Origin of the sequence: Paracoccus sp. ME4, assembly GCF_046736325.1 — a bacterium.
GTDB lineage: Bacteria > Pseudomonadota > Alphaproteobacteria > Rhodobacterales > Rhodobacteraceae > Paracoccus.
Map to the genome: position 1 here is coordinate 1,540,113 of NZ_CP151276.1, position 24,175 is coordinate 1,564,287.

Annotated in this window: 24 protein-coding genes and 1 other annotated feature; of the genes, 16 read left to right on the forward strand and 8 right to left on the reverse strand. The window is 70.1% G+C overall.

What is annotated here, in order from left to right:
* Positions 1-44: 44 nt before the first annotated feature.
* From AACG61_RS07915 to AACG61_RS07945, 7 genes are all read left to right on the forward strand, one after another.
* Positions 45-857 (forward strand): glutamate racemase, encoded by an 813-nt coding sequence (locus tag AACG61_RS07915; protein ID WP_411836601.1) that lies wholly within the window; start codon positions 45-47, stop codon positions 855-857.
* A gap of 20 nt (positions 858-877) precedes the next feature.
* Positions 878-1,327 (forward strand): cytochrome c maturation protein CcmE, encoded by a 450-nt coding sequence (gene ccmE / locus AACG61_RS07920; RefSeq protein ID WP_411839477.1) that lies wholly within the window; start codon positions 878-880, stop codon positions 1,325-1,327.
* A gap of 113 nt (positions 1,328-1,440) precedes the next feature.
* A complete protein-coding gene (locus tag AACG61_RS07925; protein WP_411836602.1) occupies positions 1,441-2,052 on the forward strand; it encodes a holin-associated N-acetylmuramidase in 612 nt (203 codons plus the stop codon).
* The gene (locus tag AACG61_RS07930; RefSeq protein WP_411836603.1) at positions 2,043-2,570 is read left to right on the forward strand and encodes a holin family protein; all 528 of its coding nucleotides are present in this window, start codon (positions 2,043-2,045) and stop codon (positions 2,568-2,570) included. The genes AACG61_RS07925 and AACG61_RS07930 overlap by 10 nt, the downstream gene beginning before the upstream one ends.
* A gap of 103 nt (positions 2,571-2,673) precedes the next feature.
* Positions 2,674-4,638 (forward strand): heme lyase CcmF/NrfE family subunit, encoded by a 1,965-nt coding sequence (locus tag AACG61_RS07935; RefSeq protein ID WP_411836604.1) that lies wholly within the window; start codon positions 2,674-2,676, stop codon positions 4,636-4,638.
* Positions 4,639-4,652: 14 nt separating this feature from the next.
* On the forward strand, positions 4,653-5,108 hold the full coding sequence (locus tag AACG61_RS07940; protein ID WP_411839478.1) for a cytochrome c-type biogenesis protein: 456 nt from the start codon (positions 4,653-4,655) through the stop codon (positions 5,106-5,108).
* A gap of 62 nt (positions 5,109-5,170) precedes the next feature.
* The gene (locus AACG61_RS07945) at positions 5,171-5,941 is read left to right on the forward strand and encodes an enoyl-CoA hydratase-related protein (protein WP_411836605.1); all 771 of its coding nucleotides are present in this window, start codon (positions 5,171-5,173) and stop codon (positions 5,939-5,941) included.
* Here AACG61_RS07945 and AACG61_RS07950 read toward each other — a convergent pair.
* The 3 genes from AACG61_RS07950 to AACG61_RS07960 all read right to left on the reverse strand — a co-directional run bounded on the left by AACG61_RS07950 (position 5,938) and on the right by AACG61_RS07960 (position 8,407).
* On the reverse strand, positions 5,938-6,618 hold the full coding sequence (locus tag AACG61_RS07950; protein ID WP_411836606.1) for a DNA mismatch repair protein MutT: 681 nt from the start codon (positions 6,616-6,618) through the stop codon (positions 5,938-5,940). The two genes, AACG61_RS07945 and AACG61_RS07950, sit on opposite strands and share 4 nt — an antisense overlap.
* Positions 6,615-7,016: a DUF983 domain-containing protein gene (locus AACG61_RS07955; protein WP_411836607.1), complete on the reverse strand. Its 402-nt coding sequence runs from the start codon at positions 7,014-7,016 to the stop codon at positions 6,615-6,617. The genes AACG61_RS07950 and AACG61_RS07955 overlap by 4 nt, the downstream gene beginning before the upstream one ends.
* A 68-nt stretch (positions 7,017-7,084) precedes the next feature.
* On the reverse strand, positions 7,085-8,407 hold the full coding sequence (locus AACG61_RS07960; protein ID WP_411836608.1) for a diguanylate cyclase: 1,323 nt from the start codon (positions 8,405-8,407) through the stop codon (positions 7,085-7,087).
* A gap of 178 nt (positions 8,408-8,585) precedes the next feature.
* Here AACG61_RS07960 and AACG61_RS07965 point away from each other — a divergent pair, with 178 nt between their 5' ends.
* From AACG61_RS07965 to AACG61_RS07990, 6 genes are all read left to right on the forward strand, one after another.
* A complete protein-coding gene (locus AACG61_RS07965; RefSeq protein WP_411836609.1) occupies positions 8,586-8,876 on the forward strand; it encodes a DUF3572 family protein in 291 nt (96 codons plus the stop codon).
* Between the two features lie 70 nt (positions 8,877-8,946).
* Entirely contained in the window at positions 8,947-9,516 is a 570-nt protein-coding gene (locus AACG61_RS07970) for a heme NO-binding domain-containing protein (RefSeq protein WP_411836610.1), read from the forward strand.
* A 23-nt stretch (positions 9,517-9,539) separates the two neighbouring features.
* The gene (locus AACG61_RS07975; RefSeq protein WP_411836611.1) at positions 9,540-10,520 is read left to right on the forward strand and encodes a GGDEF domain-containing protein; all 981 of its coding nucleotides are present in this window, start codon (positions 9,540-9,542) and stop codon (positions 10,518-10,520) included.
* A gap of 393 nt (positions 10,521-10,913) precedes the next feature.
* Positions 10,914-11,540 (forward strand): Crp/Fnr family transcriptional regulator, encoded by a 627-nt coding sequence (locus AACG61_RS07980; RefSeq protein ID WP_411836612.1) that lies wholly within the window; start codon positions 10,914-10,916, stop codon positions 11,538-11,540.
* A 50-nt stretch (positions 11,541-11,590) separates the two neighbouring features.
* Positions 11,591-12,937 (forward strand): hypothetical protein, encoded by a 1,347-nt coding sequence (locus AACG61_RS07985; protein ID WP_411836613.1) that lies wholly within the window; start codon positions 11,591-11,593, stop codon positions 12,935-12,937.
* A 3-nt stretch (positions 12,938-12,940) separates the two neighbouring features.
* Positions 12,941-13,675: a hypothetical protein gene (locus tag AACG61_RS07990; protein ID WP_411836614.1), complete on the forward strand. Its 735-nt coding sequence runs from the start codon at positions 12,941-12,943 to the stop codon at positions 13,673-13,675.
* Between the two features lie 36 nt (positions 13,676-13,711).
* Here AACG61_RS07990 and AACG61_RS07995 read toward each other — a convergent pair whose 3' ends face one another.
* Both AACG61_RS07995 and trpS read right to left on the reverse strand, forming a co-directional pair.
* Positions 13,712-15,190 (reverse strand): SulP family inorganic anion transporter, encoded by a 1,479-nt coding sequence (locus AACG61_RS07995; protein ID WP_411836615.1) that lies wholly within the window; start codon positions 15,188-15,190, stop codon positions 13,712-13,714.
* Between the two features lie 63 nt (positions 15,191-15,253).
* Positions 15,254-15,309, reverse strand: a sequence feature (sul1 is cis-regulatory element that is thought to sense ions involved in sulfur or methionine metabolism; They are found in Alphaproteobacteria).
* A 67-nt stretch (positions 15,310-15,376) separates the two neighbouring features.
* A complete protein-coding gene (gene trpS / locus AACG61_RS08000) occupies positions 15,377-16,411 on the reverse strand; it encodes a tryptophan--tRNA ligase (RefSeq protein ID WP_411836616.1) in 1,035 nt (344 codons plus the stop codon).
* A gap of 74 nt (positions 16,412-16,485) precedes the next feature.
* Between trpS and AACG61_RS08005 the strand changes: the two genes are divergently transcribed.
* Positions 16,486-17,187, forward strand: coding sequence for a rhomboid family intramembrane serine protease (locus AACG61_RS08005; protein WP_411836617.1), 702 nt, complete (start codon positions 16,486-16,488; stop codon positions 17,185-17,187).
* Here the strand turns inward: AACG61_RS08005 and murJ are convergent.
* The 3 genes from murJ to AACG61_RS08020 form a co-directional block, all read right to left on the reverse strand.
* Positions 17,184-18,716 carry a murein biosynthesis integral membrane protein MurJ gene (gene murJ, locus AACG61_RS08010; protein WP_411836618.1) on the reverse strand — a complete coding sequence of 511 codons (1,533 nt, stop codon included), beginning with the start codon at positions 18,714-18,716 and terminating at the stop codon, positions 17,184-17,186. The genes AACG61_RS08005 and murJ overlap by 4 nt on opposite strands.
* Positions 18,713-21,442: a [protein-PII] uridylyltransferase gene (locus AACG61_RS08015; RefSeq protein WP_411836619.1), complete on the reverse strand. Its 2,730-nt coding sequence runs from the start codon at positions 21,440-21,442 to the stop codon at positions 18,713-18,715. The genes murJ and AACG61_RS08015 overlap by 4 nt, the downstream gene beginning before the upstream one ends.
* A 63-nt stretch (positions 21,443-21,505) precedes the next feature.
* On the reverse strand, positions 21,506-22,714 hold the full coding sequence (locus AACG61_RS08020) for a penicillin-binding protein activator (protein ID WP_411836620.1): 1,209 nt from the start codon (positions 22,712-22,714) through the stop codon (positions 21,506-21,508).
* A 121-nt stretch (positions 22,715-22,835) separates the two neighbouring features.
* Here AACG61_RS08020 and rsmI point away from each other — a divergent pair, with 121 nt between their 5' ends.
* Positions 22,836-23,759 (forward strand): 16S rRNA (cytidine(1402)-2'-O)-methyltransferase, encoded by a 924-nt coding sequence (rsmI, locus tag AACG61_RS08025; RefSeq protein ID WP_411836621.1) that lies wholly within the window; start codon positions 22,836-22,838, stop codon positions 23,757-23,759.
* Entirely contained in the window at positions 23,752-24,132 is a 381-nt protein-coding gene (locus AACG61_RS08030; protein ID WP_411836622.1) for a YraN family protein, read from the forward strand. The genes rsmI and AACG61_RS08030 overlap by 8 nt, the downstream gene beginning before the upstream one ends.
* Positions 24,133-24,175: the final 43 nt, after the last annotated feature.

Consider the following 24,175-nt stretch of genomic DNA (forward strand, 5'->3'; position numbering starts at 1 on the left):
AGAAGGGCGCCACGATCACAGGGACGGTCTCAGGGGGGCGGCAGATGGCGGTAGGGGTCTTCGATTCGGGGCTGGGCGGGCTGACGGTCCATCAGGCCATCGCCGCGCGCCTGCCCGATCTGCCGCTGGTCTACCTGGGCGACAACGCCCATGCGCCCTATGGCGTGCGAACCCATGACGACATCTTCAATCTGACCTGCGCCGGGGTCGAGCGGCTTTGGGCCGAGGGCTGCGATCTGGTGATCCTGGCCTGCAACACCGCCAGCGCCGCCGCCCTGAAGCGGATGCAGGAGACCTGGCTGCCCGCGGACAAACGCGTCCTGGGCGTCTTCGTCCCGATGATCGAGGCGTTGACCGAGCGGGCCTGGGGCGACAATTCGCCCCCCCGTCAGGTGGCCGTGAACAACGTGGCCCTGTTCGCGACCCCCGCCACCGTCGCCAGCCGCGCCTTCCAGCGCGAGCTGGCCTTCCGCGCGGTCGGCGTCGATGTCGAGGCGCAGCCCTGCGCCGGCGTCGTCGATGCGATCGAGATGGGCGACGAGCAGCTGGCCGAGGCGCTGGTCACCAGCCATGTCGAGGCGCTGAAGCGGCGCATGCCGCACCCGGAGGCGGCGGTTCTGGGCTGCACCCACTATCCGCTGATGCAGGAGGCCTTCCAGCGCGCACTTGGCCCCGACGTCACGGTGTTCAGCCAGGCGGGGCTGGTGGCCGAGAGCCTGGCCGATTACCTCATCCGCAGGCCCGAATTCGTGGGGCCGGGGACGGAGTCGAAATACCTGACCACGGGCGATCCGGTGCGCGTCGGCGGCAAGGCCACGCAGTTCCTGCGCCGTCCGCTGCGCTTTCAGGCCGCGTGAGGAGGCACCCGATGGCCGGCATGAAATCCCTCAAGAAGCAGCGCCGCATCCAGGTCCTGGCCGCGGGCAGCGTGGCGCTGGTCCTGGCCGTGGCTTTGATCGGATACGGGTTCAGCGACGGCATCAACCTCTATCGCTCGCCCAGCCAGGTCACTGAGGCGGCGCCCGAGCCGGACGAGTTCTTCCAGCTGGGCGGACTGGTCAAGGAGGGCTCGATCGTCAACCGCGATGGGGTGGCCTTCGATTTCGTCATCACCGACGGCGCGGCCGAGATCCCCGTGGCCTATGTCGGCGGCGACCCGCGCCCGGACCTGTTCAGCGAGGGGCAGGGCACCATCGCCAAGGGCTGGTATCGCGACGGCCGCTTCGAGGCGCGCGAGATCCTGGCCAAGCATGACGAGACCTACATGCCGCGCGAGGTCGTCGACACGCTGAAGGCGACCGGCGTCTACAAGGACCCCGACGCCTGACGTCCCCGAAACTGACGCCCCGGCAACGCCCGCAGGGTTAACAGGACGTTAACCGCGCGCCGTCAGCATTCCCCGCAGCGCTCCGTCCGGGGTGCGCAAGGCGAGGGGGTGCCATGCCGAGTGTCGAACAGATTGCCCGAGAGATCGTCGCCCGCGAGGGTGGCTTCGTGAACGACCCCGACGATCCGGGCGGGGCCACCAACCACGGCGTCACCATCGGGACCATGCAGACCCTGGGCCTGGACCTGAACGGCGACGGCCGGGTCGATGTCGCGGATGTCCGCGCCCTGACGCGCGCGCAGGCCGAACAGATCTTCGTCCAGCACTATTTCGCCAGGCCCCGGCTGGCGGATCTGCCTGCCCCGGTTCAGGCCAGCGTCTTCGACATGTATGTCAACGCCGGGGCCAATGCGGTGAAGATCCTGCAGCGGCTGATCACGCGGATGGGCTTTCCCGCGGTCGATGACGGCATCGTCGGCCCCGCCACCATCGCCGCCGTGACCGAGGCGGCCGAGGCCGCGCCCGCGCATCTGGCCGATGCCTATGGCATCGCGCGGCGCAACTACTACTACGCGCTGGCCGATCAGCGTCCCGCCAGCCGCAAGTTCGCCCGCACCAAGGCCGGCGGCAAGGGCGGCTGGATCACCCGCGCGGAGGAGTTCATCGCCCCCCGCTATCACCTGACCCCCGCAGAGCACCGCGAGAGGACCGCGAAATGGGCCTGATCGACCGCTTCATCGGCATCGCGCCGACCGTCACCGCCCTGGGCAGCGCCGCGACCGGCATGGCCGAGGTCTTCACCCAGAACGCCACCCGCCGCATGGAGCTGGACGAGGAGGCCTATGCCCGCGCCATCGCCCAGCACGGGCAGGAGTTCGCCGTTCCCCGGCAGGGCTGGTTCGACGGGTTCGTCAACGGGCTGAACCGCCTGCCGCGCCCGCTGTTGGCCCTGGGGACGATGGGGCTGTTCATCTATGCCATGGTCGAGCCGATCGGCTTCGGCATCCGCATGGAAGGGTTGCAGCGCATCCCCGAACCCCTGTGGTGGCTGCTGGGCGCCATCGTGGGCTTCTATTTCGGGGCGCGCGAGGCGCATCATTTCCGTCACCGGGTCTGGCCCGCCCGCGTCACCGAGGAGACGACCGTGGTGCCCACGGGCCAGCCGGTCCGCGTCGTCCGCCCGGACGACGATTTCGCCGACAATGCCGCGCTGCGGGATTGGGTCGCGGGCCTGCGCGATTAGGCCGCAGCCGGGGGCGCCGAAGGACGGGGCTGGGACCAAGGGGGGGCTTTCCCCCCCTTTCGCGTATCCCTATGCTGCGAGGCCAGCAGAGGGATTGCCGCAGATGATCGCAGAGCTTGGCCATTTCGCCCTGATCCTGGCCTTCACGGTCGGGATCTTCCAGATGATCGTGCCGATGGTCGGCGCGGCGCGTGGCTGGCACGGCTGGATGGAGAGCGCGCGTCCCGCGGCGCTGGTGCAGGCCGTGCTGATCGCGGTCAGCTTCGGGGCGCTGACGGTGGCCTTCGTGACGTCCGACTTCTCGGTCCGGCTGGTCTATGAGAATTCGCACACCGCGAAACCGCTGATCTACAAGATCAGCGGTGTCTGGGGCAACCATGAGGGCAGCATGCTGCTCTGGGTGCTGATCCTGGCGCTGTTCGGGGCGGCGGCGGCGCTGTTCGGGGGCAACCTGCCGCCCAGTCTGCGCGCCCGCGTCCTCAGCGTGCAGGCTTCGGTCACGGTGGCCTTCTACGCCTTCATCATCTTCACCTCCAACCCCTTCTGGCGCATGGGAAATCCGCCCTTCGACGGGCGCGACCTGAACCCGCTGCTGCAGGACCCGGGCCTGGCCTTCCATCCGCCCTTCCTCTATCTCGGCTATGTCGGGCTCTCGATGGCCTTCAGCTTTGCCGTGGCCGCCCTGATCGAGGGGCGCGTCGATGCGGCCTGGGCGCGATGGGTCCGGCCCTGGACGCTGGCGGCCTGGGTGTTCCTGACCATCGGCATCGCACTCGGCTCGTGGTGGGCCTATTACGAACTGGGCTGGGGCGGCTTCTGGTTCTGGGACCCCGTCGAGAACGCCAGCTTCATGCCCTGGCTGCTGGCCGCAGCGCTCCTGCATTCCGCCATCGTCGTCGAAAAGCGCGAGGCGCTGAAGAGCTGGACGATCCTCCTGGCGATCCTCGCCTTCGGCTTCTCGCTGATCGGGACGTTCATCGTGCGCTCGGGGCTGATCACCTCGGTCCACAGCTTCGCGAACGACCCCGAACGCGGCATCTTCATCCTGGCGATCCTGGTCCTGTTCACCGGGGGTGCGCTGACGCTCTATGCGCTGCGCGCCTCGGCGATGACCGCCAAGGGGGTCTTCTCGCCGGTCTCGCGCGAAGGGGCGCTGGTGCTGAACAACGTCCTTCTGGCGGTCTCGGCCTTCGTGGTCTTCGTGGGCACCATCTGGCCGCTTCTGGCGGAGATGGTCTGGGGCCGGGTCCTCTCGGTCGGTCCACCCTTCTTCAACCAGGCCTTCACGCCCTTCATGATCGTGCTGGCCATCGCGCTGCCTCTGGGCTCGCTGATGCCGTGGAAGCGCGCGGGCCTCGCGCGCAGCCTGCGGCCCCTGCGCGGCCCTGCTGTGCTGACGGCGGCGGTGATGCTCCTGGTCTTCGCGGTCTCGACCGGTCACTCGGCGCTGGCGGTGATCGGGGCGGGCCTGGGTGCTTGGCTGATCTTCGGCGCGCTGGCCGATCTGTGGCTGCGCACGGGATCGTCGGGCGCGGGGCGCCTGCTGCGCCTCCCGCGCGCCGATTGGGGCAAGGCCGTGGCCCATGCGGGCCTGGGCGTGACCTTCCTGGCCGTGGCGCTGATCCAGGCCTGGCAGGTCGAGGACGTGCGCGTGGCTCAGATCGACCAGCCGTTCCGCGTCGGCGCCTACGACCTGGTGCTGCGCGACGTGGACCGGGCCGACGGCCCGAACTATCTCGCGCAGCGCGCCGTGATCGAGGCCAGCCGCGACGGCCGCCCCGTCGCCATGCTGCACCCGGAAAAGCGCGTCTATCCGGTCCAAGGCATGCCCACGACCGAGGCCGCCATCGATTACGGCCTGTGGCGCGACCTCTATGTCGTGCTGGGCGACGAACAGCCGGGCGGGGGCTGGGCGGTGCGGACCTACATCAAGCCCTTCGCGAACTGGATCTGGGGCGGGGCGATGCTGATGGCGCTTGGCGGGCTGATCAGCCTGACCGATCGGCGCTATCGGGTGGCGGCGGGGGCGGCCAAGACCGCCCGGCGCGGCGCGGTGCCTGCGGAATGAGTGCCGCCCGCCGCATGGGCGCCGCCCTGTCGCTGCTGGTGGCGCTGGCCGCGACGCCGGTCCTGTCGGTCCAGCCCGACGAGATCCTGCCCGACGCGGCGCTGGAATCGCGCGCCCGCGACATCTCGCAGAAGCTGCGCTGCCCGGTCTGCCAGGGCGAGAACATCGACGAATCGAACGCCCCCATCAGCCGCGACCTGCGGCTCTATGTGCGCGAGCGTCTGGTCGCGGGCGACAGCGACGCCGAGGTCATCGATAATGTCGCCGACCGCTTCGGAGAGTTCGTCCTGTTCGAGCCGCGTGCGGCGGGCGCGAACCTGATCCTGTGGCTGGCCGCGCCGCTGATGGGGCTTGTCGCGGCGCTGACGGCGGCGGGCTTCCTGCGCGGTCGCAGCCGCGCACAGGAGAGCGTCGCCGCGCTGGAGCCGGAGGAACAGCGTCGCCTGGACGAGATCATGCGCCGTCCCTGACGCGGGGTCGCGCTTTCCCCGGCGCCGCTTTCCTGCATGATCCGCGTCAAAGGGAGGCCGCCATGACCTATGAGACCATACTTCTGTCCGTCGCCGAGGGCGTCGCGACGCTGACGCTGAACCGCCCCGAGGCACTGAACGCGCTGAACGGCCGGATGCGCGCCGAGATCACGGCCGCGTTGACGCACCTGCCCGAAGGCGTGCGCTCGGTCGTCATCACCGGGGCGGGCCGCGGCTTTTGCTCGGGGCAGGACCTGACCGACGCGGCCTCCGCCATCGATCTGGAGCGCACCCTGCGCGAGGAATATGAGCCGATGCTGGCCGCGATCACCGGCTGCGCGGTGCCCGTCATCGCGGCGGTGAACGGCGTCGCGGCCGGGGCCGGGGCCAATCTGGCGCTGGCCGCCGATGTGGTGATCGCCACGGAAAGCGCGACCTTCATCCAGGCCTTCACGCGCATCGGGCTGATCCCGGATGCGGGCGGCACCTGGATCATCCCGCGGGCGGTCGGCGCGGCGCGGGCGATGGGCATGATGCTGTTCGCCGAACCCGTGACGGCCCGGCAGGCGGCGGATTGGGGCCTGATTTGGGAGGCGCTGCCCGATGACGACTTCCACGCCGGCGTCGCCCGCCGCGCGCAGGCGCTGGCGCAGGGGCCGACCCAGGCCTTCCTGTCGATCCGCGAGGCGCTGGCGGCCTCGTTCGGCAACGACATGGGCGAGCAGCTGGCGGTCGAGGCGCGGCTGCAGGGGCGCGCCGGGCACAGCGCCGATTTCGCGGAAGGCGTCGGCGCCTTCCTGCAGAAGCGCAAGCCGGTCTTTCGGGGCCGCTAGGCGATCTGGCGGAACACCGGCGCCGGTCCGCGATTGTCGAAGAACGGCACCGTCGCGGGCGGGCGCAGCGGCTGGCCCTCCTCGCGCAGCGCCAGAAGCGCGCCCAGCTCGGCCAGCACGACCTCGGTGATGAAGGGCAGGTCCAGCGCCCGCACCTCGGCCATCGGGACCCAGTGCAGGTGCGAAAGCTCGTCGCAGGCGGCGCTGAAATCGTCCGGGTCGCCCTGGATGCGGTCGGCATCGACCACCAGGAAATGCGCATCGAAGCGGCGCGGCCGCCCCGGCGGCGTGATCGCGCGGAACAGATAGATCAGCGCCGAGGCGTCCGGCGTCAGCCCGGCCTCGGAAAAGCCCGGCCAAGGGCAGGGGCGGTCATCGGGTCGGCCGATCAGCAGGCCGGTCTCCTCGGCCAGCTCGCGCAGCGCCGCTGCGGCGATGGCGTCCGGGCCGGGGCCCTGCCCATCGGCCAGACGGGCGCGACAGGGCTCTCCGATCGTCCCGGCCAGCGCGACGTCCGCGTCGCCCGGATCGACCGCGCCGCCCGGAAAGACGAATTTCGACGGCATGAAGGCCGCCCCCGCGCCGCGCATGCCCATCAGAACCGCGTCCTGACCGTCCATCCGACGCACGACCAGCACCGTCGCCGCATCGCGGATCGCCGGACCCTCGGCGGTCATCGCCGCGCCGCCCCGTCGTCGAACCCGTGCATGCGCCGCGCCCATTGCAGGCCCACCATGCCGCCCTTCATGATCGGCAGCAGCATCAGCGACAGCACGATCGCGCCGATCCCGAAGGACCAGATCATCGTCGCGGCACTGGGCCGCCACGCGATGAACGAGGCCAAGAGCAGCGGCGCACCCAGATGCGACACGATCAGCACGGTCAGATAGGCCGGTCCGTCATCGGCGCGCTGATGGTGCAGCGCTTCGTTGCAGGCGGGGCAATGGTCGGCGACCTTGAGATAGCGGCTGAACAGGCGCCCCTCGCCGCAGGCGGGGCAGCGGCCGCGCGCGCCGCGCAGCATGGCCCGGCCCGTCGGGCGGTCGTCCGGACTGATGTCGGTGGCCTGGCTCATGCGCATGCTCCGCTGATCGCTGTTCGGCTGCGATCCTACCGGCGGGGACGGGCGGTGGAAAGCACCCTCTACGCCGCATGCTGCGTCGTGGCGCAGACGACGCGGTTCCGCCCGGCCGCCTTCGCGGCCAGCAGGGCGCGGTCCGCCTGCTCCAGCACCAGATGCGCGACCTGCTCTGGCCAGCTGTCGCCGTCGCCCCGGCCGAGTGCAAGGCCCACGGAGGCGGTGACGCGCAGTTGCCCGCCGCCCGAGACCCCCGGCAGCCGCACCGGGCGCGCCTGCACCGCCAGGCGCAGGGCCTCGGCGATCTGCATGGCGCGCACCGTCGGACAGTCGCCCAGCACCACCAGGAACTCCTCTCCGCCCATCCGCGCGATCAGCCCGTCCGGGCCGACCGTGTCGCGCATGCGGGTGGCGATCTCGGCCAGGACGGCATCGCCTGCGGTATGGCCGTGGCGGTCGTTCACGGCCTTGAAATGGTCCAGATCGATCGCGAAGACGCCGAAGCTGCGCCCGGACTGCGCCGAGGCGCGCACGATGTCGGCGAGCTTGGGCAGCGCATAGCGGCGGTTGTGCAGCCCGGTCAGCGGATCGGTCATCGCCCAGACCATGTGACGGCGAACCTCGGCGCGGCGCTGGTCGCTGCGCGACTTGCGTGACAGCAGCATCTGCAGCGACATGGCGGCGGCCTCGGCGGCGGCGGACGTGTCCAGCAGGTCGGCGATCACCTCGCCCGCGCCCAGGTCCAGCGCGATCGCCGAGAGCTCGTGGCGGTCCGGCGCGATGGCGATGACGAAGCCCGCATCGCGCGAGCCGTGCCGGCTGCGCAGCTCGGACAGCAGGCGCAGCCCGTCACCACGCTCGCGCAGGTCGGCGGCGATCAGGTAGAGATCGACCTGACGGCCCTCGGCGGCGGCGCCCAGGGCCTGGTCGGGGTCGCGCACCTCGAAGCGGCAGCTCATCCGGTCCGACAGCATCTTGCGCCAGCACAGCGCGCGCGCGGGGCTCTCGGCCACCAGGACGACCAGCGGGCGGGTGCCGTGATCGAAGGCCGCGGGCGCCTCGGCCATGCCCATCGCGACGCCCGCATCGCCCGGGGCATCGGATTGCCGCAGGATGTTGCGGATCCGGGCCAGCAGGATCTCGTCGCCGCTGTCGGGCTCCAGCGTCGCCGCGGCGCCGGCCTGCAGCGCGGCCAGCCGCGCCTCGGCCGGGACCAGCATCAGGATCGGAACCTCGCTCAGGCGCGGATCGCAGGAGATCGCGGAGCACAGCGCATCGGCAGGCAGGTCGGGCAGGGCGCCGCTGATGATGATCAGGTCCGGCAACCCGTCATCTAGCTGCCGCGCCAGCTGTTCGCGCGTCCCCGCCGCGACGACGTCGTAGCGCACGGCCGATAGGCGGACCTTCAACGTGATCCGCGCCGTGGATGCGCCGTCTGCAATAAGGATGCGTGCTGTCATCGGCCTATCCAGAAAACCCCGACTTATTCATTTCAAATTCGCCTAAAATGCTTAACAAAGGGTTTCATTTCCGACGTGCTCACGAAATTGATACTTGAGGGACCACATGGCCTATTCGGTGACGCAAGCGGCCGATCTTGCCCAGCAGGTGCTGATCGCCCTGGTGGACCGCCCCGACGACCTCGGCGCGTTCATGGAGGGCGCGGGGCTGCAGCCCTCTGATCTGCGGGATTTCGCGGACAGGCCCGACATCGCGCTCTACCTTCTTGATTTCGTGACGGAAGACGATGACCGGGTGATCGCCTTTGCGCAAGCCCTCGGGCTGCGGCCCCAGGACGTCATGGCCGCCCGGACGGCGCTTTCCGGCCCGGGAAGCTACGGCTGGACCGCGGATTAGCGGAATTCCGCCACCATCTTTCCGGTTTGTTTACGCCCGGGCGCTAATCTCGGTTCGAATCGAGGTGGGCATGAACGGTCTGATCAATCGCGCGATCGAGGAGTTTCTCCGCTCAACTTACGGGGAGGGGCTGGTCCAGGCGGTGCTGGAGGAGACGGCCGTCGCGGCGGGCAGTCTGTCCGGCGGGATCCTCGCCGCGGGCTCGGACTGCCTCGACCGAGCGGCCTTCCGCTTGCGCAAGCCGCGCAGCGAGATGATCGAGGATCTGGGCGGCTGGATGACGCGGATCGAGCCGATCCGCCGCCTGCTGCGCTTCTCGGGGCGCGACTTCCGGGACTTCCTCCTGCGCCTGGACGAACTGCCGGGCCGCGCGCATCTGGTCCTGCCCGATCTGGTGGTCCCGCCGATCGAGGTCGCCTCCGGCGATCAGACCGTCTGGCTGATCATGCTGGATCTGGACGAATCCTGGCAGCATTTCCTCATCGGGCTGATCCGGGGGATGGCGGATGATTACGGCGCGCTGTGCCTGATCGCCGCCGACGATGCCGCGATCAGGGTGGACATCTGGGACGAGCAGTTCGCCGAAGGGCGGCTGTTCAGCCTGCAGGCCATGGTTCCGGCCGGAACGGTGCTGTCGTGACCGCGGCGTTGCGGGACGCCGTCATGCAGCTGGGGACCGGGGCGCTGGCGCAGCTTCTGCCGATGCATCTGTGGCTGGAGGATGGGGGAACGGTCCTGTCGGTGGGGCCGACGCTGGCCAAGCTGGTTCCCGACCTCTCGGAGGGCCTGCCCGGCCGCCTGGCGCCGACGCGCGCCGGGCGGACGGGCTGTCCGTTGGCCGAGATGCGTGTCGCGATCGACCAGCGCCGCCGCCTGTTTCTGCGTGTGGTCTGCGCGCGCGACGTCGTCCTGCGCGGCCACGGCATCCGCGTCGAGGACGGCAGCATGCTGGTCAACTTCGGCTTCGGCATCAGCCTGCATCACGCGATCCGGACCGCCGGGCTGACCGACGACGACTTCGCCCCCTCGGACCTCGCGATGGAACTGCTGTTCCTGCACGAGGCCAATCGCGGCGTCCTGACCGAGCTGTCGCGCTTCAATGCGCAGCTGGCGCAGTCGCGCGAACAGGCGCTGATGCAGGCGTTGACCGATCCGCTGACCGGGCTGCACAACCGGCGCGGGCTGGAGCAGGCGCTGGCGCAGGCGCTGCGGCCTTCCGATCTGCCGGATGCAGGGCCGCAGCCCTTCGCCTTGGTGCATCTGGACCTGGATCAGTTCAAGCAGGTGAACGACCAGCTGGGCCATCAGGCGGGCGACGAGCTGCTGCGCGCCGTGGGCCAGGTGCTGCGCGGGCAGATCCGCAAGGCCGACACCGCCGCCCGCATCGGCGGGGACGAGTTCGTGCTGATCCTCAAGGGCATGACCTCGCGCACCGCATTGAGCCATCTGGCACTGCGCATCATCCGCGCCATCGAGGCGCTGTCGCCCAGGGAGCTGGCGCCGCTGGTGACCTCGGCCAGCCTCGGCATCGTGATCTGGACGCATGCCGTTCCCACCCATCCCGACGAGATCCTGGCGATCGCCGACAGGGGGCTCTACGAGTCCAAGGCCCGCGGGCGCGCCTGCGCGACGATCGTGCCGTGACGCCGGCCGCCCCCGTGCGATGGTCCGTGACGGCCTGATGCGGGAAAACACCGGCTGTGTCGTCTCCGCGACAGACGGCGAGGCGGAATCCGCGCTAAGGTCGGGACAGGAGCGGGGCATCGTTCCTGTCGCCCTGTGTTCCGATCATCCGCCCCGCCCGACGATGCGTTGCGGCGGGATCACGGTCCCGCCGCACCAGATTGCGGTTCCATCTTGCCGCGCAAGATGTCACCATCGCCTCATGGTTCGGGCGGCGGTGCAGACATGACGGCGCGGATATCCAGGTCCATCCCGGCCGGGTCGGACATCCTTGACCTTCTCAGACGTCTGCGCCCCGCGATACTGGCCGGCATCACCCATGAGGGCCTGTCCGCGCTGCTTGCGGAGGCGCGGATGATCTCCGTCTTGCAGCCGCTGGAGGTCCTGCGTCAGGGCGAGGTCGCGGACTGGGCCTATCTGATCCTGAAGGGCCGGATCGAGGTCAGCTATCTTGACCGCGACGGCAACCGCGTGCTGGCCCATCTGGCCGGTCCCGGCGAGGTGATGGGCGAGGTCGAGCAGTTCTCGGGCCGGACCTGCGCGGCCGGTTGCACCGCACTGCCGGACAGCACCCTGCTGCTGGTCAATGCCGCGATGATCATGCGGCACATGCCGCACGACCTGCTGGTCCGCAACCTTGCGAACATCTTTCACGACCGCCTGACGCGCGACAACCGGCAACAGTCCATTGCCATGTTCTATGCTTCGGAACATCGCGTCCGCATCCATCTTCTGTCCCTGACCACTCCCGACGCGCCGCAGATCCGGCTGAGCCAGGCGGAGCTTGCGGCCTTTGCCGGCTGCTCGCGCCAGACGGTGAACCGGACCCTGTCGCAGCTGCGCGCCGAGGGGATCGTCGATCTGGGCCGCGGCACGATCCGGGTGCTGGACCGCGCCCGCCTGCGCGATGCCGGCAGGGGGGATGCGACCGGTGCTGGCCCCGAGGACGACGGCGCGTTGCTGGACATGCCGAAAGCGTGACCGCCCGCGCGGCCTGAAGGGCTGAGATTTCCGGCATCCTGCGGTTATCTGTGCGCAAGCCCAGCCCGATCGGAGACCGCATGTCCCAGGATGCCCGCCCCACCGACCCCGCCCTTCGCCCCCCATCGCAGGCCCTTGCCGGTCGCGACCGGATGGGCGACCGCTATGCGCGCGAACTGGAGCGGCATCTGGACTGGCTGGACAGCTTCACCTCGACCGCGCTCGGGGTGCTGTCGGCGGCGTCGGGGATCTATACCTATCTGGGGGTGCGGACGCTCTTGGACAGCCCCGGCCTGTGGACGACCTTCGCGGCGCTGGCCTATTCGATCGCGGTGTCGGTCGGCATCTTCGTTTTCTGGTCCTACATGCTGCGGCTGCTGCCGGCGGTGCGCTCGGCCGCGTCGCGCGTGGGGCTGCTGCTGACTATGGCGCTCGGCTCGGTGGCCATCGTGGCGATGTCGTCCTGGCTGAACGCCGCGGCCCTGGCCGGCACCGCCGCCGTCGAGACGCACATGGCCGCGACCGTCCAGAGCTATCAGACCTCGCTGGAGCGGGCGCATGCCAATGCGGTCGCGGGGCAGTCGCTGGTGCGCGACGTGACCCGCGTCCGGCAGAGCTTCGGCGACCTGTCCGAACAGGAGGCGGGCGGCACGCTGTCGGGCTTCTCCGGACGCGGGGCGGTGTTCCGGGTGCTGACCCAGAAGGGCTCGGAGCTGCAGGCGCTGGAGGATCAGCTGCTGGCGGTCGAGACCTCGATCGAGGACACCTTCGCCCAGGGCAACATCATCCTGTCGCGCATGCGCGGCACCTCGGTCGAGCCGGGTCCGCTGGAGGACCGCACCGTGCGCTTCTCCGAGGACGCGGTGCAGCTGGCGGGCCTGATCACCCAGCTGCGGCAGCTGAACCCCGCGCCGCTGGTCGCGCGCGCCGCGCTGGACCTGTCCGAGGCCGTCGTGCTGCCGGAACTGGACGGCTCGACCGAGGCCACGCGCGCGGGACAGTCCAGCACCATCACCTCGGTCCTGGGGCTGGTCGAGCAGCGCGCCCAGACCCTGGCCCAGGCCGCGACCGAGGTCATGGCGCTGCCCGATGCGGATGACGCGCTCTATACGCCGATGTCGGCGGCGGATGCGGTCATCGCCTATGCGGGGAACTTCGTTCCGGCCTGGGCCGGCGCCATCGCCATCGACCTTCTGCCCGCGGTCCTGGTCTTCGTCATCATGGTCGTGCAGGCCGCGATCCGGTCGGGCCGGGGCGAGGGCCACAGTGACGACCGCATGACCGTCGGAGAGCTGCGCGCCGCGCTGGCCGCGTCCGAACTGCTGCGCCAGCACGAGGCCCTGCATGCCGAGCGCGCGCCGGACCCCGCCGCCCGCCCCGCGACCCCCGAGGCCTGAGCGATGGGCCTGCTCTCCTCGCCGCAGCGCGCGATCCGGGCCGTGCTGCTGTCGCAGGTCGTGATGGCGGCGGCCATCGTGGGGCTGGATCTGTGGCAGGCGCCGGGCCGCGCCGCCCCCGGCCTCTATGCGCCCCCCGCCCAGGGGCCGAGCGTGCGGCCCTATCGCCCCGACCTGCGCCCGGCCGATCCCGCCCAGCCCGGCGCCCCGGCGATGCGCACCATGCCCGAGGCGCTGGAGTTCGCCGAGGCCGATGGCGCGATCACCCTTGTGGGCCAGATCGGGCCCGGCGACGCGGACCGTTTCGCGGCCTGGCTGAACCGGACGCGGCCCACGGCGACCGTGGTGGCGCTGGACAGTTCCGGCGGGTCGGTCTCGGACGCGCTGGCCATCGGGCGCACGATCCGGGCGGCGGGCATGGCCACGCGGGTCGCGGACGGGGCGGTCTGCCTGTCGGCCTGTCCCTATATCCTGGCGGGCGGCACCGAGCGGCAGGTCGCGGCGGGCGGCGTGGTGGGCGTGCACCAGCATTATTTTGGCCAGAGCACGATCCTGCCCGCCTTCATGGCGGTCAGCGACCTGCAGCGCGCCCAGGCCGGGGTCATGGATTATCTGGTGCAGATGGGGGTCGACCTGCGGCTGATGCCTTTGGCGCTGCGCACGCCGCCGGCCGAGATCAACGTCCTCGACGCCGAACAGATGGCCGATCTGGGGCTGACCACGCCGACGGATGGCTGATCGGCCCGGCCGCTTGGACCGGACCGACAAGGGCGCTCAATGCGCGGGCAGGCGATCCGGCATGGACAGGCGGTCCATCAGCGTGGCCGAGGCGGCGTTCATGCCCGTCACGCGCGCGTCGGTGCCCGTGCGGCGGAACTTGGCCACCGCCATGTCCAGCGTCTGCACCGCGCTGATGTCCCACAGATGCGCGTCCGAGACGTCGATGGCCACCGTCTCCAGCGGTTCGGCAAAGTCGAAGGCCGCCATCAGCGCCTCGGTCGAGGCATAGAACATCTGCCCCTGCACGCGATAGGTGCGGTGCCGCCCGTCATCCGACAGGACCGAGGTCACGCGGAACAGCTGCGCGATCTTGGCCGCAAAGAAGACGCCCGACAGCAGCACGCCCACGCCGACGCCGATGGCCAGGTTGTGCGTCCAGACGACCGTCGCCACCGTCGCCAGCATCACGACCGAGGATGTGCGCGGATGGTGCCGCAGATCGCCGAGCGACGACCAGCTGAAGGTCCCGATCGACACCATGATCATGATCGCGACCAGCGCGGGCATGGGAATGCGGCTGACCAGGTCGCCGAAGACGACCACCAGGATCAGCAGCGCCACCCCGGCGGTGAAGGAGGACAGCCGCCCCCGGCCGCCGGATTTGACGTTGATCATCGACTGCCCGATCATCGCGCAGCCGGCCATGCCGCCGATGAAGCCTGTCGCGGTGTTGGCCAGACCCTGGCCGATGCATTCCTGCGTCCGGCTGGAGCGAGTGTCGGTCTGTTCGTCGACCAGGTTCTGGGTCATCAGGCTCTCCAGCAGACCCACGACCGCGACCGCCAGCGAATAGGGCAGGATGATCAGCAGCGTCTCCAGCGTCAGCGGGATGTCGGGCAGCAGGAAGACCGGCAGCGTGTCGGGCAGGGCGCCCATGTCGCCCACCGTCCGCACGTCCCAGCCATAGGCCATGGCCAGCCCGGTCAGGACCACGATTGCCACCAGGGGCGAGGGCACCGCCCGCGTGACGCGCGGGAACAGGTAGATGATCGCCAGCGCCGCCGCGACCAGCACATAGGTGAAGGCGCCCACGCCCGGCGTCGCGGGGTTCAGCTCGGGCAGCTGCGCCATGAAGATCAGGATCGCCAGCGCGTTGACAAAGCCGGTCATCACCGATTTCGACACGAAGCGCATGAAGCGCCCCAGCCTCAGCAGGCCGAAGGCGATCTGGATCAGCCCGGCCAGCACCGTGGCCGCCAGCAGGTAGTTCAGCCCGTGGTCGCGCACCAGCGTGACCATCAGCACCGCCGTCGCCGCCGTCGCGGCCGAGATCATGCCGGGCCGTCCCCCCGCGATGGCGGTGATGACCGCGATGGAGAAGCTGGCATAGAGCCCCACCTTGGGGTCTACCCCCGCGATCAGCGAAAACGCGATCGCCTCGGGGATCAGGGCCAGGGCCACCACAAGGCCCGACAGCAGGTCGGGCCGGACATTGCCCAGCCATTCGTTCTTGTAGGTCGTCATTGAAAACATGCGTCATCCGTTCCCGACCGGGCCGTGCTGGCCTGCGGTCCGACAGTCATCTGTCACGGTTCGAATTGTCCGGCGGATCGGCGGCCGGAAGAGCCACCCGGAATTTCACCGGGTCCATGCGGATGCGACGCTCATACCCGCAGCCGCCGCGGGGATGCAACCCCGCAACGGCAAAAGATCAGGACCTCAGCGGCGGGTGCGCAGCAGGCCCATGATCTCCTTGGTGCGCTCCAGGATCGGCGTGGCGATGGCGTCGGCCCGCTCCGCGCCCTCGGCCAGGATGGCGTCGATCTGGGCCGGATCGGCCATGTAGTCCGACATGCGCCGCGTGATCGGCGACAGCGCCTCGACCGCGACCTCCGCCAGGGCGGGCTTGAACGCGCCGAAGCCCTGACCCTCGAACCGCGCCAGGACCTGGTCCGGCGTCTGGTCGGAAAGGGCCGCGAAGATGTTGACCAGGTTGCGCGCCTCGGGGCGGTCCTTCAGGCCCTCCATCTGGCCGGGCAGGGGGTCGGCATCGGTGCGGGCCTTGCGGATCTTGGTGGCGATGGTGTCGGCATCGTCGGTCAGATTGATGCGGCTGGCATCCGACGGGTCGGATTTCGACATCTTCTTCGATCCGTCGCGCAGCGACATGACCTTGGTCGCCACACCCTCGATCAGCGGCTCGGTGATGGGGAAGTGGTTCACGCCGTAATCGTGGTTGAACTTGGCCGCGATGTCGCGGGTCAGCTCCAGATGCTGCTTCTGGTCCTCGCCCACCGGCACGGCGGTCGCCTGATAGGTCAGGATGTCGGCCGCCATCAGCGCCGGATAGGCCAGAAGGCCCAGGCTGACATTCTCGGTGTTCTTGCCGGCCTTGTCCTTGAACTGGGTCATCCGGTACATCCAGCCGACGCGGGCGACCGTGTTGAACAGCCAGGCCATCTCGGCATGGGCGCTGACCTGGGATTGGTTGAACAGCACCGACTGCGCCGGATCGACGCCCGCCGCCATGAAGGCCGCCGCCGCCTCGCGGATGCGGGCGCGCAGCTGCTCGGGCTCCTGCCAGACGGTGATCGCGTGCAGATCGACGATGCAGTAGACCGTCTCGGCCGCGCCCCCCTGCAGCGCCGCGAACCGCTTGAGCGCGCCCAGATAGTTGCCCAGGGTCAGCCCGCCCGAAGGCTGGATCCCCGAGAAGATGCGCGGACGGAAGGGGGTGTCGATCGGGTCGGACATGACGGGCCTGCCTTGGAATCTGCTGGCCCGTGGCTTAGCGGTTGGTCCTGTGCTTCGCAACCCAAGGAACGCCCATGCGCACCGGCCTGCCCGAATCGCCCCTGAACCCCCTGCCGCCGGTCATCTGGCTGCTGGCCCTGCCGGTCGTCGCGCTGGAGGCCGTCTTCGCGCTTGGCGCCATGGGCATGATCGGCGGGGCCGAAGGGGTGGGGCTGCGCCTCTCCGCGATCCGCCTTGCGGCCTTTCCGCCCGAACTGCTGCAGCGCGCCTGGACCTATGGCGCGGTGGACCTGGACCAGGCCTATCGGCTTCTGTCCTTCGTCTTCGTCCATGCCAGCTTGACGCATGCGCTGTTCGTGGTGGTCTTCACGCTGGCGCTTGGCAACATGGTGGCGCAGAACTTCCGCCCCTGGGCGGTGCTGGCGCTGTTCTTCGGATCGGCCATCGGCGGGGCGGCCGTCTATGCGGCCGTCGTTCAGGTGACGGGCGCACGGCCCGCGCCGCTGATCGGGGGCTATCCGGCGGTCTATGGGCTGGTGGGCGCCTTCACCTTCCTGATCTGGACGCGGCTGGCGGCGCAGAACGCCAACCGGCTGCGCGCCTTCACGCTGATCGGCATGCTGCTGGCGTTCCAGCTGGTCTTCGGGCTGGTCTTCGGCGGCGCGGGCCTGGGCTGGATCGCCGAGATCGCGGGCTTTGGCTGGGGCTTCGCGCTCTCCTTCCTGCTGGTGGACGGAGGGCTGGCGCGCGCCCTGGCGCAACTGCGCCAGCGCTAGCCGCGCCGGACCGCCGCGCGCAGTTCGGAGGGGCGATAGCCCGCAACCGCGATGGCCAGCGCGAAATAGATCGCAGCCCCCCCGAAGACCAGGATCGCCAGCCCCGCGCCGCGCCCGATGCCCGCCGACTCCAGCCAGCCGCGCATCGCCCAGAGCGCCCCTGCCATCAGCGCCGACGACAGAAGGATGCGCGGGAACGCCCGGCGCAGGCGCGCATCGGCGCGCGCCGCCTGACCCATGGCGCGGGTGCCCCTCCACAGCTGCGCGACCATGATCCAGGCTGCGATGCTGGTGGCCAGGGCCGCCGCCAGAAAGCCGAACAGCGGCATCAGCCCGAAGGCCGCGACCGCGTTCACGATCATCGAGATGACGGCAAAGCGGAACGGGGTCCTGGTATCCTCACGCGCGAAATAAAGCGGCTGGAGGATCTTCTGCAGAACGAAGGCCGGCAGGCCCAGGGCATAGACGACCAGCGCCGCCGCCGTCTGCTGCGTGTCGAAGGCGGTGAAAGCGCCGCGTTCGAACAGCGTCGCGACCATCGGCTCGGCGATGACGGCGATGGCGAAGGCGGCGGGCAGGGTCAGGAACAGCCCGAACTCGGTCGCGCGCGAGAAGGCGGTCTGCCCGCCCGCGTGATCCTCGGCGCGGATGCGCCGCGCCAGCTCGGGCAGCAGCACCACGGCCACCGCCGCGCCCACGACGCCCAAAGGCAGCTGATAGAGGCGGTCCGAATAGGACAGCCACGCGATCGCCCCGTCGAACTGGGATCCGACCTGACGCCCGACCAGCAGGTTGATCTGCACCACGCCACCCGCGAAGGCCGCAGGCAGCGCCACCGCGATCAGGCGGCGCATGTCGGGGGTCAGGCGCGGGCGGTGCGGCCAGAAGGTGTATCCGGTCCGCCGCGCATCCCACCAGACCAGCGCCAGCTGGGCCACGCCCGTGACAGGCGTCGCCCAGGCCAGCGTCAGTCCCAGGTCCCAGCCCTGCCAGCGGCCCAGATACATGGCGACGATGAACAGCAGGTTCAGCAGCACGGGCGCGGCGGCGGCGGCGGTGAAGCGCCCGTTCGCATTCAGGACGCCCGAGATCATCGAGGCCATGGAGATCAGCAGGATGTAGGGGAAGGTGATCCGCCCGTATTCCACCGCAAGGTCGAAGCGTTCGTCGCCTACGAAGCCCGAGGCCATCAGCCAGACCAGCCCCGGCATGAAGATCATCGCCACCGCCGACAGCGCCAGCACCGTCAGGAACAGCCCCGAGAAGGCCTCGCGCGCGAAGCGCCGCGCGTCCTCGGGGTCCTCCAGCTTCTTCGAGAACATCGGGATGAAGGCGGTGTTGAACGCCCCTTCCGCGAAGAAGCGGCGGAACATGTTTGGCAGGGACAGCGCGATGAGGAAGGCCTCGGCCACCGCGCCCGTGCCCAGCCAGGCCGCCATCAGGATGTCGCGCACGAAGCCCGACGCACGCGAGGTCAACGTCCAAAGACCCACGGAGAGGAACCCCCGCACCAGCCCTGTTTTTTTCATGCCTGTTCGGCCTCGGCCCTTTTCACGCCATCGGCGATCGCCGTGCGCAGTTTCTTTTCCAGCCCGTCGCGTTTCGCGGCGCTGTGCAGCTTCAGCCCGAACATGTCCTTGACATAGAAGCTGTCCACCACCTGCGCCCCATAGGTGGCAATGACGGCGCTGACAATCTGGATGTGGTTCGCGGCCAGCGTCCGCGTCAGGTCGTAGAGCAGGCCCGGACGGTCGCGGGTGTCGACCTCGATGATGGTATAGATGTCGCTGCCTTCGTTGTCGAAGGTGATGTGAGTCGGAAACTTGAACTCGCGGTTGCGCTTCTTGGGCTTGTCGCGGCTGGCGAAGGCCTCGCGCGCGACGATCTCGCCGGCCAGGGTGCGCAGGATGGTCTGGCGCAGTTTGGGCAGGCGGTCCTCGGCGAAGGGGCGGCCCTCGCTGTCCTGCACCCAGAACACCGCCGTCGCATAGCCGTCGCGCGTGGTATAGGTGCGCGCATCGACCACGTTCGCCCCGGTCAGCGTCAGCGCGCCCGCCAGCCGCGAGAAGATGCCCGGATGGTCCGACAACACGAAGGCCGCGCGGGTGGCGTCGCGGTCCGGATCGGCGCGCAGGTCGATGCGGATCTCGTCGGGGCCGATGCCGGACAGCATCTCGGCAAAGGCCGCCTGTGTCGCGGTCTGCAGGCCCGGCCAATAGGCGTCGTAATGCCGCCCCAGCTCGGCCCGCACCTTCCGCGCGTCCCAGCCCTTCGCGATCAGCATGTGGCGCAGCGAGCGCTTGGCCTCGGTCTGGCGGCGGTCGCGGTTCAGCTCCTCCAGCCCGTTGTCCAGCGCGGCGGCGGTCTCCTGGTGCAGCTGGCGCAGCAGCGCGGCCTTCCAGTTGTTCCAGGTGCCCGGACCCACGCCGCGGATGTCGCAGACGGTCAGCACCAGCAGCATGTCCAGCCGCTTCCTGGTCTTCACCGCCTTGGCGAAGTCGCGCAGCGTGCGCGGATCGGCGATGTCGCGCTTCTGCGCCACGTCCGACATCAGCAGGTGGTGGCGCACCAGCCATTCGACCGTGTCGATGTCGTCCTGCGCAAAGCCGAAGCGCGTGGCGATGCGCCGCACGATCCGCGCCCCCAGGATCGAGTGATCCTCGGGACGGCCCTTGCCGATATCATGCAGCAGCGTCGCCAGATACAGCACGCGGCGGTTCACGCCCGCCTGGATGATCTCGGACGACAGCGGCAGGTCCTCGGGGTGTTCGCCCCGCTCGATCTCGGCCAGGGCTGCGACGCATTGGATGGAATGCTCGTCCACGGTGTAGTGGTGATACAGGTTGAACTGCATCATCGCCACGACCGGCTCGAATTCCGGGATGAAGGCGGCCAGCACGCCCAGCTCGTTCATGCGCCGCAGCGCCCGTTCGGGGTTCCCGTGCCGCAGCAGCAGGTCCATGAAGATGCGGATCGCCTCGGGGTCGGACTGCACCTTGTCGTCGATCAGGTGCAGGTTCGCGGCCACCAGGCGCAGCGCCTCGGGATGGATCAGGATGCCGGCGCGCAGGGCCTCCTCAAACAGGCGCAGGATGTTCAGCGGATCGGACAGGAACTGCGCCTCGTCGGCATAGGACAGGCGGCCCTGCTGGTCGGTGAAGCCGGGCCGCATCTTGCGCCGCCGCCGGAACAGCCGGCCCAGGAAGGGGGCCGCGCGCACGTGGCGGGTCTCCAGCTCGGTCAGGAAGACGCGGGTCAGCTCGCCCACGCGGGTGGCGTGGCGGAAGTAGTCCTGCATGAAATACTCGACCGCGCGGCGTGCGGTGCTGTCGGCATAGCCCATGCGCCGCGCCACCTCGACCTGCATGTCGAAGGACAGCACGTCCGACGGCCGCCCCGCGATCAGGTGCAGGTGGCTGCGCACCGCCCAGAGGAAATCCTCGGCCTGCCAGAAGGCCAGATGCTCCTCGCGGGTGAAGACGCCCAGATCGACCAGCTCGACCGCGCGGTCCACGCGGTGGATGTATTTCGCGATCCAGTAGAGGGTCTGCAGGTCGCGCAGGCCCCCCTTGCCCTCCTTGACGTTGGGCTCCAGGACATAGCGCTGGCCGCCCTGGCGGGCATGGCGGGCGGCGCGCTCCTCCAGCTTGGCCTCGATGAATTCGGGGACGGTCCGCTCGAACAGCTCGGACCACAGACGGTCGCGCAGCTCCTGGGCCAAGGGCGCGTGGCCGGTGACCAGCCGATGCTCGACCAGCGAGGTGCGGATGGTGATGTCGGCCGCGCCGAGGCGCAGGCAGTCGTCCACGCTGCGGATCGAATGGCCGATCTTCAGCTTCAGGTCCCACAGCATGTAGAGCATCGATTCGACGACGCTCTCGGCCCAGCCCGTGATCTTCCAGGGCGTCAGGAACAGCAGGTCCACATCGGATGCAGGCGCCATCTCGGCCCGGCCGTAACCGCCCACGGCCAGCACCGCCAGACGCTGCGTCTCGGAGGCCGATTGCTGGGGGTGCAGGCGGGTCGTGGCGACGTGATGCACGCCGGTGACCAGCGCGTCGGTCAGCATGGCGATGGCGCGCACCGTCTCGCGCGCGGCGCGGGGGTGGCGGGCGAACTCCGCCTCGATCGCGGCCATTCCCTCGGCCCGCGCCAGGGCCAGCGTGGCGACGGTGCGCGCGCGGATCTCGCGCGCGTCCGTGACCGGCGCCAGCGCCCGGTCCAGATCCGCGATCAGCCGGTCCGTGTCGGCCATGGCTGACAGGGAGGTGGCGGCGAGGGACGCCTGCGTCATCGGCTCAGGCCGTTGCCAGCACGCTTACGAGCCCAAGCCGCGCGAATTGCGCGGCGCGGGGTCCAGTACGACCAGCTGGCCGCCCCGGATCGTCGCCACGGCCAGGCCGCGCTGGACCGTGCCGTCGGGCTGCAGCCGGAAGACCCCGCCCACGCCCGCAAAGCCCGAGCGCTGCGTCAGCCCGGTCGAGGTCAGCGCATTGCGCTGGCCGTTGCGCACCAGCGAGGCGATGGCCGCGACCCCGTCATAGGCCAGCGAACCCAGCTGATGGGGCGCCTCGCCATAGGCCTGGGCATAGCGGGCCTCGAACTGGCGCTGCAGGGTCTGGTCGGGGATCGCGAACCAGCCCTCGGCCAGCTGCGGCAGGCCGAGGCGGTCGGCCGGCTGGTCCCACCGGGTCAGGCCCACCATCTGCGTGCCGGGCGAGCGGACGCCCGCCGCGGCCAGGCTCTGCGTCAGATAGGGCAGCACGGCCTGGTTGTTGGCGGTCATGAAGACCGCATCGACCTGGCCGGTGCGCGCGGCCTCGGTGATGCGCGGGACCACCCCGTCGATACCGCTGATCGAGACCGGGTGATCGACCCGGCCCGCCAGACGCGCGCCGTTGCGCGCCACCGCGGCCTCGATCGCGCGGCCGCCCAGCTGGCCCGCAACGTCGTTCTCGGCCACGACCAGGACGTTGCGCTTGCCCTGCGACAGGCCGTATCCGACCAGCCGGTCGGCGATGTTCTCGAAGCTGTTGCCCAGCACGAAGACGTTGCCGCCCGCGACCTGCGTGTTGTTCGAGAAGGTCAGCACGTTGATGTTGCGCGCCATCATCGCGTTGCCGACGGCATTCGCGCCTTCCGCGAACAGCGGCCCCAGGATGATCTGCGCGCCCGCGTCGGCGGCCGCGTTGGCCTGGGCCACGGCGCTCTCGGTCGAAGCGCCGCTGTCATAGACGCGCAGATCGATGGTCGCGCCCTGGGCGTCGGCGGCTGCCATGCGGGCCGCGTTCTTCAGGCTGCGCGCCAGCCATTCCAGGTCCTGCGAGCCGGTCCCGCCCGGCGCCAGCAGCGCCACGCGCACCGGTTCGGACGGGTCGATCAGGGGCCCGGTCTCGGGGCCGCGGGCCTGGGTCGTGCCGCCGGTGGGTTCGCAGGCGGCCAGGAACAGCGCCGAGGCCACCGTCGCGGCTTTCATGAGGACATGGCGCAGGCCCGTGGCGGGGCGGCTTGTGACGAAGGCTGACATGTGAAACTTCCCTGCAATATGCTATGACGCGCGCGGATGGCGGCAGCCTATGTCCTGTCCGTTCGAATGGCAATCAGCCCCGGCCCGCCCGACCCGGCCGCCGACCGCAACCGGAGACAGGATGCCCGACCCCCAGACCCCGCCCCGCCGCGACCCCATCGACCCGCCCCGCCGCCTGAGCGCCCATGTCGAGGCGGCGGCCCTGACGCCCGGCCTCTATCTGGTCGCGACCCCCATCGGGGCGGCCCGCGACATCACGCTGCGTGCGCTGGACGTGCTGAACAGCGCCGACATGCTGGCCGCCGAGGACACCCGCGTGCTGCGCCACCTGATGGACATCCACGGCATCCCGCTGCGCGGCCGGCGCATCCTGGCCTATCACGACCACAACGGCGACCGCGCGCGTCCCGCGCTGCTGGCGGCGCTGGCGCGGCAGGATAGCGTGGCCTACTGCTCGGATGCGGGCACGCCGCTGGTGGCCGATCCGGGCTATCGGCTGGCGCTGGATGCGGCGCAGGCGGGGGCGCGGGTCCATGCGCTGCCGGGGCCGTCCTCAGCGCTGGCGGCGCTGTCGCTGGCGGGCCTGCCAAGCGACCGGTTCCTGTTCCTGGGCTTTCCGCCATCCACCCAGGCCGCGCGGCTGACCTGGCTGCGCCGCTGGCTGGCGGTGGACAGCACGCTGATCCTGTTCGAAAGCCCGCGCCGCGTTAACCGGACCTTGGCGGATCTGTGCGAGATTGACCCGAATCGGACGGTGGTGGTCGCGCGCGAGCTGACCAAGAAGTTCGAGGAGGTGATCCGCGGGACGGCCGCCGCCCTGGCCGCCGATCCGCACATGGCCGAGCTGAAGGGAGAGGTCGTGATGGTGCTGGACCGGCCCGCCGAGGCCGTCATGGACGAGGACCGCCTGCGCGCCGTGCTGGCCGAGCATCTGGGCCGCATGTCGGTCAAGGATGCCGCGCGCGAGGCGGCGACGCAGCTGGGCCTGCCGCGCCGCGACGTCTATCAGCTGGCCCTGAGCATGGCGCAGGACGACGATGCCTGACGCCCAACCCTTGCGCGCCCGTCGCGGCCGGACTGCCGATCTGGCCGGGCGCCTGGCCGAGGAGGGGGTGCTGCGCCACTATCAGGCGCGCGGCGCGACGCTGCTGGAGGCGCGCTGGCGGGGCCGGGGCGGAGAGATCGACCTGATCCTGCGCGACGGCGCGGATCTGGTCTTCGTCGAGGTCAAGGCGGCGCGCGATCACGACACGGCCGCGCAGGCTCTGGGTCCCGCGCAGATGCGGCGGATCATGCTGTCGGCGCTGGACTATTGCGAGGCGCGGGCCCTGGGCGAGGTGCCGATGCGCTTCGACGTGGCGCTGGTCGATGCGACGGGGCGGGTCGCGCTGATGCCCGACGCCTTCGGGGCGGGCTGACGGCCTTGCATCCCGCGAGGCGCCGCGCCACAACGTCAGGAAA